The 12,067-nt window shown below is 66.3% G+C and carries 11 protein-coding genes and 1 riboswitch; of the genes, 8 read left to right on the forward strand and 3 right to left on the reverse strand.

Features of this window, described 5'->3' with window-relative positions:
* Window positions 1–49: 49 nt before the first annotated feature.
* Window positions 50–913 carry a lipid A biosynthesis acyltransferase gene (locus MA09_RS06675; RefSeq protein ID WP_036246396.1) on the reverse strand — a complete coding sequence of 288 codons (864 nt, stop codon included), beginning with the start codon at window positions 911–913 and terminating at the stop codon, window positions 50–52.
* Window positions 910–1,773: a lysophospholipid acyltransferase family protein gene (locus MA09_RS06680; protein ID WP_267872577.1), complete on the reverse strand. Its 864-nt coding sequence runs from the start codon at window positions 1,771–1,773 to the stop codon at window positions 910–912. The genes MA09_RS06675 and MA09_RS06680 overlap by 4 nt, the downstream gene beginning before the upstream one ends.
* A 178-nt stretch (window positions 1,774–1,951) precedes the next feature.
* Here MA09_RS06680 and metK point away from each other — a divergent pair, with 178 nt between their 5' ends.
* The 4 genes from metK (at window position 1,952) to metF (ending at window position 6,034) form a co-directional block, all read left to right on the forward strand.
* A complete protein-coding gene (metK, locus tag MA09_RS06685) occupies window positions 1,952–3,118 on the forward strand; it encodes a methionine adenosyltransferase (RefSeq protein WP_036246398.1) in 1,167 nt (388 codons plus the stop codon).
* Window positions 3,119–3,227: 109 nt separating this feature from the next.
* Window positions 3,228–3,300, forward strand: a riboswitch (S-adenosyl-L-homocysteine riboswitch).
* A 28-nt stretch (window positions 3,301–3,328) separates the two neighbouring features.
* Entirely contained in the window at window positions 3,329–4,741 is a 1,413-nt protein-coding gene (gene ahcY / locus MA09_RS06690) for an adenosylhomocysteinase (protein ID WP_036246399.1), read from the forward strand.
* Window positions 4,742–4,860: 119 nt separating this feature from the next.
* Window positions 4,861–5,217: a phage holin family protein gene (locus MA09_RS06695; RefSeq protein WP_036246400.1), complete on the forward strand. Its 357-nt coding sequence runs from the start codon at window positions 4,861–4,863 to the stop codon at window positions 5,215–5,217.
* Window positions 5,204–6,034 carry a methylenetetrahydrofolate reductase [NAD(P)H] gene (gene metF, locus MA09_RS06700; protein ID WP_036246401.1) on the forward strand — a complete coding sequence of 277 codons (831 nt, stop codon included), beginning with the start codon at window positions 5,204–5,206 and terminating at the stop codon, window positions 6,032–6,034. The genes MA09_RS06695 and metF overlap by 14 nt, the downstream gene beginning before the upstream one ends.
* A gap of 120 nt (window positions 6,035–6,154) precedes the next feature.
* Here the strand turns inward: metF and MA09_RS06705 are convergent, their stop codons facing one another.
* A complete protein-coding gene (locus tag MA09_RS06705) occupies window positions 6,155–6,706 on the reverse strand; it encodes a 5-formyltetrahydrofolate cyclo-ligase (protein WP_036246402.1) in 552 nt (183 codons plus the stop codon).
* A 104-nt stretch (window positions 6,707–6,810) separates the two neighbouring features.
* On the opposite strand from MA09_RS06705, the gene MA09_RS06710 reads away from it, so the two are divergent.
* Genes MA09_RS06710 through MA09_RS06725 form a run of 4 tightly spaced genes read left to right on the forward strand, consistent with a single transcriptional unit; the run spans window position 6,811 to window position 11,858 of the window.
* On the forward strand, window positions 6,811–8,850 hold the full coding sequence (locus MA09_RS06710; RefSeq protein ID WP_229440582.1) for a lytic transglycosylase domain-containing protein: 2,040 nt from the start codon (window positions 6,811–6,813) through the stop codon (window positions 8,848–8,850).
* Between the two features lie 40 nt (window positions 8,851–8,890).
* A complete protein-coding gene (locus MA09_RS06715) occupies window positions 8,891–9,853 on the forward strand; it encodes a complex I NDUFA9 subunit family protein (RefSeq protein WP_036246403.1) in 963 nt (320 codons plus the stop codon).
* A 50-nt stretch (window positions 9,854–9,903) separates the two neighbouring features.
* Window positions 9,904–10,623, forward strand: coding sequence for a glutathione S-transferase family protein (locus MA09_RS06720; RefSeq protein ID WP_036246404.1), 720 nt, complete (start codon window positions 9,904–9,906; stop codon window positions 10,621–10,623).
* A 2-nt stretch (window positions 10,624–10,625) separates the two neighbouring features.
* Window positions 10,626–11,858, forward strand: a complete 1,233-nt coding sequence (locus MA09_RS06725; protein WP_036246440.1) for a multifunctional CCA addition/repair protein — start codon at window positions 10,626–10,628, stop codon at window positions 11,856–11,858.
* Window positions 11,859–12,067 lie beyond the last annotated feature (209 nt).

Raw genomic sequence — 12,067 nt, forward strand, 5'->3', positions numbered from 1 at the left:
CTGTTTCAGTTCAACTTAATTAAATCCGAATTGGATTAGCGCGGCTTAATCAGTCGTAGAACGACGGCTCGCCCGGCGGCCGGGTCTTGAAGCGTTTATGGGTCCAGAAGTATTCGGCCGGCGCCTCGCGCACGCGCTCCTCGATGAAGGCATTCATGCGGCGGGTCGCCTCGACCATGTCGTCGCCCGGGTAATTCTCCCACGCCGGATAGAAACGCACACGCCAGCCCTGGTAGTTCGGCAGGTAGGTGGCGACCACCGGGATCACCTTGGCGCCGGTGGCGGCGGCGATGCGGCCCAGCGCCGTGAGGGTGGCGGCCGGGATGCCGAAGAAGGGCACGAACTCGGCATCTTTTTCGCCGAAGTCCATGTCAGGCAGCATGAAGTAGGGCAGGCCGTCGCGCAGCGCGCGCAGGATCGGCTTGATGCCTTCCTTGCGCGTCACCAGGCGCACCGGCCCGTAGCGCTCGCGGCCGTGACGCAGCAGTTTGTCGAAGGCTTCGTTCTTTTGCGGCACGTACATGCTGCACACCGGGATCACGCGTGCTGCGACGCCGGCCACGTCGAGGCAGACGAAGTGCGGACACAGCAGGATGGTCGGGCCCGCCTCCATCGCGGCCTGCGGCACCGCCGGCTCGACCTGGATATAGCGGCGCACGCGCGCCTCCGGCGCCCACCACAGGATCGAACGTTCGACGATGCTGCGCGCGTAGGCGCGGAAGTGCTGCTTCGCGATCGCGTCACGTTCGCTCTCCGATTTTTCGGGCATGCACAGGCGCAGGTTGGTGAGCGTGATGCGGCGGCGCTTGCCCATGATGCGGAACATCAGGCTGCCGACGGCTTCACCCAGGCGTCCCAGGATGGGCAGCGGCAGGAAGTGCAGCAGCCACAGGAGTCCGAGCAGGATCCTCATGCTGCAACCTCGCTTTCCGGGCCGGCCACGCCTTCCGGCTGCTTGTAGCGGTTGTAGCTCCAGAAGTACTGCGCCGGGCAGCGGGCGATCAGTTGCTCCATGGCGCGGTTGATGGACGCCGCCTGGTCCGCCGCGCTGCCTTCCAGGCTGCCCTCGAAGGGCACGAAGCGCACCACGTAGCCGCGGCCGCGCGACAGGCGCTCGGCGTAGACCAGCAGGATGTCGGCCTTGCCCAACTGCGCCAGCTTGGCGGGCAGGGTCATGGTGTAGGCGGTGCGGCCGAACCACGGCGCCCACACGCCTTCGCCTTCCTGTGGCACCTGGTCGGGCAGCAGGCCGATCGGCTCGCCGCCCTTGAGGGTCTTGGCCAGCACGCGCACGCCGGCCAGGGTAGCCGGCGCCAGTTTGAGGTTGTGGCGCGCACGGGCGCCTTCGACCAGGGGTTTCAGGGCGCTCTTGCGCGGCGGGCGGTACATGACGGTCAGTGCGGTCTGCAGCGCGATCTGCTGGGCCGTCATCTCGAAGCAGCCCAGGTGTGGCGTCAGGAACACGATGCCCTTTCCGGCATCCAGGCGCTGCTGCACCAGTTCCCATCCCTCGACACTGGCATGGCGGGCGACGCGCTTGGGATCGGCGCACCAGACGAAGGCCAGTTCGATGATGGCCTTGCCGGCTTCGGCGACGGCGGCATCCAGGTGCCGTTCATAGCCGGCCTGGGCCAGGTTGGCGCGCAGGCGCCGGCGATAGGAGGGCGAAAAGCCATAGACGAGCCAGCCGAGGGCCGCGCCGAGGGCATGCAAAAACGGCAATGGAAATACCGATAGTGCACGAAATAAAAGAACTAACATGCGATTGACCAGGGTTGAAAGAGCGCTGCTCGGTAGAGCAAAATTCTCGAAGGAAGCGTAAAATACCACTTTATGCAGGATCCGCCGAGTTAATAGACAACTTGCGAAGCGGAATATAAATGTCGCTAAAGCGTCGCAGGCAACCGTTTGCTGCGGCACGTACTTAACACAGCAGTAAAATGGAGCCTACATGTCCAACGACTACCTCTTCACTTCCGAATCGGTTTCGGAAGGCCATCCCGACAAGGTCGCCGACCAGATTTCCGACAGCATCCTCGACGCCATCCTGGAACAGGATCCGCGCGCGCGCGTCGCTGCCGAAACCCTGTGCAACACCGGCCTGGTGGTGCTGGCGGGTGAAATCACCACCCACGCCAACGTCGACTACATCCAGGTGGCGCGCAATACCATCAAGCGCATCGGCTACGACAACACCGACTTCGGCATCGACTATCGTGGCTGCGCCGTGATGGTCTGCTACGACAAGCAGTCGCCGGACATCGCCCAGGGCGTGGACGAAGGCGCGGGCCTCGACCTCGACCAGGGCGCGGGCGACCAGGGCCTGATGTTCGGCTATGCCTGCGACGAGACCCCGGAACTGATGCCGGCCGCCATTTACTACTCGCACCGCCTGGTCGAGCGCCAGTCGCAACTGCGCAAGGATGGCCGCCTGCCATGGCTGCGCCCGGACGCCAAGTCGCAGGTCACCCTGCGCTACGTCGACGGCCGCCCGGTGTCGGTCGACACCGTGGTGCTGTCGACCCAGCACGCACCGGAAATCTCGCACTCGCAGATCGAAGAAGCCGTCATCGAAGAGATCATCAAGCCGGTCCTGCCGCGCGAATGGCTGGAAGGCACCAAGTTCCTGGTCAACCCGACCGGCCGCTTCGTCATCGGCGGCCCGCAGGGCGACTGCGGCCTGACCGGCCGCAAGATCATCGTCGACACCTACGGCGGCGCAGCGCCGCACGGCGGCGGCGCGTTCTCGGGCAAGGATCCGTCCAAGGTCGACCGCTCGGCAGCCTACGCCGCACGCTACGTCGCCAAGAACATCGTGGCCGCCGGCCTGGCGCGCCAGTGCCAGGTGCAGGTCAGCTACGCGATCGGCGTGGCCCGTCCGATCAACATCACCGTGTACACCGAAGGCACCGGCGTCATCTCCGACGAGAAGATCGCCCAGCTGGTCATGGAGCACTTCGACCTGCGCCCGAAGGGCATCGTCCAGATGCTCGACCTGCTGCGCCCGATCTACGCCAAGACCGCCGCCTACGGCCACTTCGGCCGCGAAGAGCCGGAGTTCACCTGGGAGCGCACCGACAAGGCGGCGCTGCTGCGCGCCGAAGCCGGCCTGGCCTAAGCCGGCCTGGCCTGCGGCCAGGCCTCTCCGCCCGCGCCTCACGGTTGCGGGTGGGGCAGGTGAACAACAGTGGCGGCCCACAGGCGCCGCCACTCGTGGTAAACTCACCGATTCCGAGGAGCGTTGCGACGAAGATTCCCATCTTCGCCAGGCTCGGATATCAGCAACCGCGCTCACGTTACTTTTTTCAACCATTGAAAGGAGGGCGTGATGAGCGCCGTACTCAAAGAAACTCCCGATTACCTTGTCGCCGACATCTCCCTGGCATCCTGGGGCGAGAAGGAAATCCGCATTGCAGAAACCGAAATGCCGGGCCTGATGGCGATCCGCGAGGAATACGCAGCAAGCCAGCCGCTGAAGGGCGCGCGCATCGCCGGTTCGCTGCACATGACCATCCAGACCGCGGTCCTGATCCGCACCCTGGAAGCCCTCGGCGCGCAAGTGCGCTGGGCATCGTGCAATATCTACTCGACCCAGGACCACGCCGCCGCCGCCATCGCGTCGGTCGGCACCCCGGTGTTCGCCATCAAGGGCGAAACCCTGGACGAGTACTGGGAGTACACCCACCGCATCTTCGAATGGCCGGGTGACAACCACGCCAACATGATCCTGGACGACGGCGGCGACGCCACCCTGCTGCTGCACCTGGGCGTGCGCGCGGAGAAGGACATCTCGGTGCTGGACAAGCCGGGTTCGGAAGAAGAAATCTGCCTGTTCAACGCCATCAAGGGCCGCCTGGCGCGTGACCCGCAGTGGTACTCGAAGCGCCTGCCGGCCATCAAGGGCGTGACCGAAGAGACCACCACCGGCGTGCACCGCCTGTACCAGATGCACCAGGAAGGCAAGCTGGCCTTCCCGGCGATCAACGTCAACGACTCCGTCACCAAGTCGAAGTTCGACAACCTGTATGGCTGCCGCGAATCGCTGGTGGACGGCATCAAGCGCGCCACCGACGTCATGATCGCCGGCAAGATCGCCGTCATCGCCGGCTACGGCGACGTGGGCAAGGGCTCGGCCCAGGCCATGCGCGCGCTGTCGGCGCAGGTGTGGGTCACCGAGATCGACCCGATCTGCGCACTGCAGGCCGCGATGGAAGGCTACCGCGTCGTGACCATGGACTACGCTGCCGAACACGGTGACATTTTTGTTACCTGCACCGGCAACTACCACGTCATCACCGAAGAGCACATGCTCAAGATGAAGGACCAGGCCATCGTCTGCAACATCGGCCACTTCGACAACGAGATCGAAGTCGCCGCGCTCAAGAAGTACGAGTGGGAAAACATCAAGCCGCAGGTCGACCACGTGATCTTCCCGGATGGCAAGCGCATCATCCTGCTGGCCGAAGGCCGCCTGGTGAACCTGGGCTGCGGCACCGGCCACCCGTCGTACGTGATGAGCTCGTCGTTCGCGAACCAGACCATCGCCCAGATCGAACTGTTCGCCAACACCGACAAATACCCGGTCGGCGTGTACACCCTGCCGAAGCATCTGGACGAAAAGGTCGCCCGCCTGCAGCTCAAGAAGCTCAACGCCCAGCTGACCACGCTGACCGACGAGCAGGCCGCCTACATCTCGGTGCAGAAGGAAGGTCCGTACAAGCCGGACCACTACCGTTACTAATCGGTAGGTAGGCAGGCGGGCGCTGCGTTTCATACGAACCAGCGCCCGTTTTTTCAACAGCCGGGCGTTCTTCTCCATGCAAGCGGTGGGAATGCCCGCGTACCACGAAAGTCGATGCGATGCGCTTGCTCATTACCTGGCTGATCAATGCCGTGGCCCTGATGGCCCTGCCGTTCCTGATGTCTTCCGTGGCGGTCTCCAATTTCACGACGGCGCTGATCGCGGCCCTCGTGCTCGGGCTGGTCAATACCCTGATCCGCCCGATCCTGGTGCTCCTCACCCTGCCCGTGACCGTGGTGTCGCTGGGCCTGTTTATCCTCGTCATCAACGCCTTCCTGTTCTGGCTGGTGTCGCGCTGGATCGAGGGTTTCGAAGTGACCGGCTTCTGGTCCGCCTTCCTGGCAGCCATCCTGTACAGCATCATTTCGTGGGCGCTTTCTACCTTGCTCCTCAAGGACAACGATGGAAACTCCTAATTTCAGTATCGAGTTCTTCCCCCCGAAGACCGAGGAAGGCGCCGAGAAGCTGCGCGTCGTGCGCCAGAAGCTGGCCGAGCTGCAGCCCAAGTACTTCTCGGTGACCTTCGGTGCGGGCGGCACCACCCAGCAGGGCACGCTGCAAACCGTGCTCGAGATCAAATCCGCGGGCCACGAAGCTGCCCCGCACCTGTCCTGCGTCGGCGGCAGCCGCGAATCGCTGCGCGCGATCCTGCAGCAGTTCCAGGACAACGGCATCCGCCGCGTGGTGGCGCTGCGCGGCGACCTGCCGAGCGGCTACGGCGGCGGCGGCGAGTTCCGCTATGCCAACGAGCTGGTCGAGTTTATCCGCAAGGAAACCGGCGACTGGTTCCACATCGAAGTGGCGGCCTATCCGGAAATGCACCCGCAAGCCCGTTCTCCCCAGGACGACCTGCAGGCCTTCGCGCGGAAGGTGCAAGCTGGCGCGAATGCCGCGATCACCCAGTATTTCTACAACGCGGACGCCTACTTCGACTTCGTCGATAACGCCCGCAAGCTGGGCGTGGACGTGCCGGTGGTGCCGGGCATCATGCCGATCACCAACTACACGCAGCTGATGCGCTTCTCGGACATGTGCGGCGCCGAGATCCCGCGCTGGGTGCGCAACAAGCTGGCCAGCTTCGGCGACGATACCGCCTCGATCAAGGCTTTCGGCCTGGACGTGGTCACCGGCCTGTGCGAACGCCTGCTGGCCGGCGGCGCGCCGGGGCTGCATTTCTACAGCATGAACCAGGCCGTGGCGACGACCGCGATCTGGCAACGGCTGGTGAAGTAATTGGCATGACGGACGCGGTGCTGGATCGACCGCGCCCCGTAGGGTGGGCGGCATCAAAGTGAAGGCTGCTCGCCCGCTCGGGGGGAGCCGCCCACCCCTACGATTTGGCTGCGCCGAAATTTATTCCAGTTCAGTGACGATCTCATCGAGCGGAATGTCATATTCCCCGATCTCGAATTCCGCCAGTTGGCACGCATATGCGATGCCCAGTGTCCTCGGACGCGGCTCCGCCGCCAGCGTCCTGTCATAAAACCCGCCCCCATACCCCAGCCGGTAGCCGCGCGCATCGAAACCCAGGCAGGGCACCAAGAGCGCATCCGGCCTGTCCACCATCCGCAACGCGGCCGGCACCGCCACGCCCAGGCTGTCCGCTACGGTCGGCTCGCCCGGCACCCACTCGGCCCATCCGAGCGCCGTATCGCGTGCCAGCACGACGGGCAAGGCCAGCCGTACGCCTGCCTCCGCCAATTCCGCGTAGGCTGGACGCAGGTCGGGTTCGCCCGCGAGCGGCCAGTAGACGCCCAGCGCTTTCCCGGGATTGGTCCGCAGCCAAGGCAACACCCGTGCGAGCACGCGCTCCCCGATGCGGTCGTCCCAGGCGCGTTTCGTGTCGTGGTCGATGGCGCGGCGCCGCTCCTTGAGCGTCCGGCGCAACTGTGGCTTATCGGGCATGGCGCTTGCGCCAGCGTCTGGCAGGAGCCCGGGGGCACATGGTATTCTTGATTCGCCGGTCATGGTTTGAATGCAGCGTACATTGAGAGTTGTGGATGTTTCAATTGAGTTTGACAACCGGCTCGCTGCCGGTCGCCCTTGCCCTTGTATTTGCATTATGGACGCTGCCTTCCAGCATAGTCCACGCCGAAACCGCGCCCCAGGCCGCGCCCAGTACCCAGGTCGTTCCGCCGGTGCCGGCCGGCGCGCCGACGGTGCCAAGCGCGCCTGCCGCGCCCGGAGCGCCTGACAACCGGGCCGACGACGACACCTTCATGTTGCTGCGCGAGGCTGCGCGCCAGAACGACGCCGCGCGCACCAATGCCCTGGCATCGCGCCTGCCGCCCAATTATCCGCTGGCGTCCTATGTCGACTATTATCGTCTGAAACCCAGAATAGGCCGCGACGCCACGGCCGAGGAAGTCCGCGAGGTGCTGCGCCGGCACGAGGGCACGGCTGCCGCCGAGCTGATGCGCAGCGAGTGGCTGCTGGACCTGGGCCGGCGGCGCGACTGGGCCACGTTCGAGCGCGAAGTCGGCCAACTGGCCGGCAGCAACCTGCAACTGCGCTGCCATGGCCTGCTGGCGCGGGCCAGCCGCGGCGAAGCGGTGGCGCAGGAAGCGCGCGGGGTCCTGCTCAGTCCAGCCAACTACGGCGAGGCCTGCTCCGCCCTGATCGCCCAGCTGGCGCAAAGCCGCCAGTTCGGCGAGGACGACCTTCTATGGCAGCTGCGCCTGGCCGGGGAGGCCAACGCCACCGGCCCGGCACGGCGTGCCGCCGCGCTGCTCGGCGCCTCCGACGTCCGTGCCGCCCAGGCGGTGGACACCCCGGCGGTGGCGATGGCGCGCGGCATCGGCAAGACCCGCGCCGAGCGCGCCGTCTACCTGATGGCGGTGGGCCGCATGGCGCGCACCAGCCTCAAACTGGCCACGGTCGCGCTGGAGAAGAACAGCCCGCAGCTGAGCGCGGAAGAACGCGCGACCGGCTGGGCCAGCGTCGCACACGCTGCCTCGATCGCCCTGTCGCCCGATGCGGCCACCTATTGGCAGCGCACGGGCGGCATCCGGCTCACCAACGAACAGCTGCAGTGGAAGACCCGCATCGCCCTGCGCCGCGGCGACTGGAAAACCGTGCGTGCCGCCATCGAGGCGATGCCGCCCAGCCTGCGCGCCGACAGCGCCTGGGTCTACTGGCTGGCACGCGCCGACAAGCACGATGGCAAGATGGTGGAGGCGAATGCCGGCTTCGAGCGCATTGCTAGCCAGCACAATTTCTACGGCCAGCTCGCACTGGACGACCTCGGCCGCCAGGTGGTGGCGCCGCCGCCTGCACAGCCGATCAGCAACGAAGAACTGGCATCAAGCAACGCCAACCCGAGCCTGCAGCGCGCCCTGAAGTTCTATGCCCTCGGCCTGCGTGCGGACGGCAATCGCGAATGGAACTGGGCGCTGCGCGGCATGTCTGACCGTCAGTTGCTGGCCGCCGGCGAACTCGCTCGCCGCAACGACCTGCTCGACCGTACCATCGAGACGTCGCTGCGCACGCGTACCGAGCTCGACTACGCACAGCGTTTCCCGGCGCCGCACCTGGACCTCCTGCACCCGACCGCGCAGGGCCTGGGCCTCGACAAGGCCTGGGTCTACGGCCTGATCCGCCAGGAATCGCGCTTCATCCTTGACGCGCGTTCCGGCGTCGGCGCCTCCGGCCTGATGCAGGTGATGCCGGCCACCGGCAAGTGGGTGGCGGCCAAGATCGGGATGAACAACTTCGTGCACAGCATGCTCAACGACCTGCGGACCAATATCACGCTCGGCGCCAATTACATGAACATGGTGCTGGAAAACTTCGACGGCGACGAAATCCTTGCCACGGCGGCCTACAATGCCGGGCCTTCCCGTGCGCGCGCCTGGCGCGGCCTGCTGGACCAGCCGATGGAAGGCGCCATCTTCGTCGAATCGATTCCGTTCTCGGAAACCCGCGGCTATGTGCGCAACGTGCTGGCCAACGCCACCAACTACGCCGCCGTGTTCGAGAACAAGCCGCAGTCGATCCGGACGCGCCTGCGTCCCGTGCAGCCGCGCGAAAGGGCGTCCATCCTTCCCTGAGTTTTCACGGGCCCGGCGAGGCTCATTGAAGGAGAAGGCCATGCGCGACAGGAACGTATTGGTCATCGGCGGGACAGGTTTCATCGGCAGCCACCTGCTGGCGCGCCTGGCGGCGGAGGGCGTCGGCACGACGGTGCCCACCCGGCGCTACGAGACCGCCAAGCAGCTCACCACCTTGCCCTACCTCGACCTGGAGGTCGCCAACATCCACGACGATGCCGCGCTGCGCCGCCTCCTCAGGGGGCGCGACGCCGTCATCAACCTGGTCGGCGTGCTGCACGGTGGCCACGGCGATCCCTACGGCCCCGTGTTCCGGCACCTGCACGTGGAGCTGCCGCGCCGCATCGTCCGTACCTGTGCCGAACTGGGCGTGCCGCGCTACCTGCACATGAGCGCCCTCGGCGCCAGCCACAGCGGCGCGTCGATGTACCAGCGCTCCAAGGCCGACGGCGAACTGGCCGCGCGCAGCGAGCCGCAGGTGGCCGCCACCATCTTCCGCCCCTCGATCGTGTTCGGGCCGGGCGACCATTTCCTGACCGTGTTCGCCAGCCTGCAGCGCCATCTTCCGGTGATGCCGCTCGCCTGTGCGCAGTGGCGCCTGCAGCCGGTCTACGTGAAAGACGTCGCCGCCGCCTGCGCGCTGGCGCTGCGCGAGCCGCGCACGCGCGGCGCCGACATCGAGTTGGGCGGTCCCCGGGTATATACCCTGGCCGAGCTGGTCCACCTGGCCGGGCGCTATGCCGGCCATGAACGCCGCGTGCTGGCGCTGCCCGACTGGGCCGCGCGCCTGGAGGCCCGGCTGTTCGAGATGCTGCCGGGCGACCCGATGATCAGCCGTGACAACCTCGATTCGATGAAGGTGGATAATGTGGTCAGTCCGCAAACACAAGCCTTGACAGCGGACGCGCTCGGAATCAAGCTGACGTCGCTCGAAGCCGCTGCGCCGCACTACCTGGCGACACCCAGGGGCCTGGACGACCACCGCGAGCACGCCGGCCGCTGATTTCTCAGTTTTTGCGCAGTTTTTCGACCACGAATCGACCACAGGACACCATGCAGACCATCGAACTCGACCCGACCCTGTCTTCCACCCTCGAGCAAGCCCGCCAGCCGGGCCTGACCCTCGTCATCGGCAACAAGAACGTGTCGTCGTGGTCGATGCGGCCCTGGGTGGCCGCGGTCGCATTCGGGATTCCGTTTACCGAGATTCGCGTCCTGCTCGACAAGCCCGATAGCGCCGCCAACATCGCCCGCTATTCGCACGCGGGCCGGGTGCCGGTGCTGCTGGCCGGCGAGATGACGATCTGGGACAGCCTGGCCATCGTCGAATATCTGGCCGAGCAGTTTCCGGACAAGCACATGTGGCCGCAGGACGTGGCCGCGCGCGCCATGGCGCGCTCGATCGTGGCCGAGATGCACTCGGGCTTTTCCGAGCTGCGCAGCGCGATGTCGATGAACATCCAGGCGCGCCTGCCGGGCCGCGGCCGCACGCCGGGGGCCCAGGCCGACATCGGCCGCATCTGCGAGATCTGGGAAGACTGCCTGTCGCGCTTCGGCCACCACAGCTTCCTGTTCGGCGACTTCTCCATTGCCGACGCCTTCTATGCCCCGGTGGTGTGCCGCTTCAAGACCTACGGCGTGGCGCTGGCGCCGGCCCTGCAGGCCTACTGCGAGCGCGTGCTGGCCCACCCGGCGGTGGCGCGCTGGGTCGACGAGGCGATGCGCGAGGACGATCCGACCCCGCAACATGACCTGGAGCTGCCTGGGGAATGACGATGCGCAGCTATGTGGTCGGCGGCGCCGTGCGCGACGAGCTGCTGGGGCGCCCCGTCACCGACCGCGACCACGTCGTGGTCGGCGCCACTCCGGAAGACATGCTGGCGCAGGGCTTCCGCCCGGTCGGCAAGGATTTCCCGGTCTTCCTGCATCCCGACACGCACGAGGAATACGCGCTGGCGCGCACCGAGCGCAAGACTGCGCCGGGCTACCACGGCTTCGTGTTCCACACTTCGCCCGACGTCACCCTCGAGGACGACCTGGTGCGGCGCGACCTGACCATCAACGCCATGGCGCGCGCCATGGATGGCAGCATCATCGACCCTTATGACGGGCAGGCCGACCTGAAGAACCGCATCTTCCGCCACGTGTCCGAGGCCTTCGCCGAAGACCCGGTGCGCATCCTGCGCCTGGCGCGCTTTGCCGCGCGCTTCCCGGACTTCCGCGTCCACGAGACCACCAATGCGCTCATGCGCAGCATGGTCGAGGCAGGGGAGGTCGACGCCCTGGTGCCGGAACGGGTCTGGCAGGAGCTGTCGCGCGGGCTGATGGAAGAACGTCCATCGCGCATGTTCGCCGTGCTGCGCGACTGCGGCGCGCTGGCGCGCATCCTGCCCGAGCTCGACGTCCTGTGGGGCGTGCCGCAGCCGCCGCTGCACCATCCGGAAGTCGACACCGGCGTGCACATCATGCTGGTGATCGACTATGCCGCCGAGCAGCGCCATCCGCTCGAGGTGCGCTTCGCTGCCCTGGTGCACGACCTGGGCAAGGGCGTCTCCCCGAGCGAGACCTGGCCGGCCCACCACGGCCACGAATTCACCGGCATGAAGCTGGTAACAGGGGTGTGCAAGCGCCTGAAGGTGCCCAACGAATGCCGCGACCTGGCCCTGATGACGGCGCGCGAGCACGGCAACGTCAGCCGCGCCCTGCAACTGCGGGCCAACACCATCGTCACCCTGTTCGAGCGCTGCGACGCCTTCCGCAAGCCGGAGCGCTTCGCCCAGATGCTGCTTGCCTCCGAATGCGATTCGCGCGGGCGCGGACACGAAGAACATCCGATGCGCTTCCAGGAGTATCCGCAGCGAGCCTGGCTGCTGCGTGCCCTGGATGCGGCGCGCGGCGTGAATGCCGGCGAGATCGCTGCGCGCTACGCCGAGAGGCGAGACAAGATTCCCGAGGCCGTGCACGCGGCGCGGGTGTCGGCCGTCAAGGCGGCGCTGAGGGAGCCGTAGGGTGGGCGGGTCTCCCGCCCACGCGGTGATTGTTGCCGGCTCCACTCTCGTGCACGATGATCTTGCTGCTGGTTGAACGCGCGGTCGGCTTCGCGTGATCTAGTCCACCGGACCGTGATCTAGTCCACCGGACTAGATCACCCCCTACGGTGCACGACTGTTCGGCAAGGTTTTGCTATCCTTCCCTGGATAACGACGGGCAGTTTGTA

Origin of the sequence: Massilia sp. BSC265 (assembly GCF_000740675.1) — a bacterium.
Classification (GTDB): Bacteria; Pseudomonadota; Gammaproteobacteria; order Burkholderiales; family Burkholderiaceae_D; genus Telluria.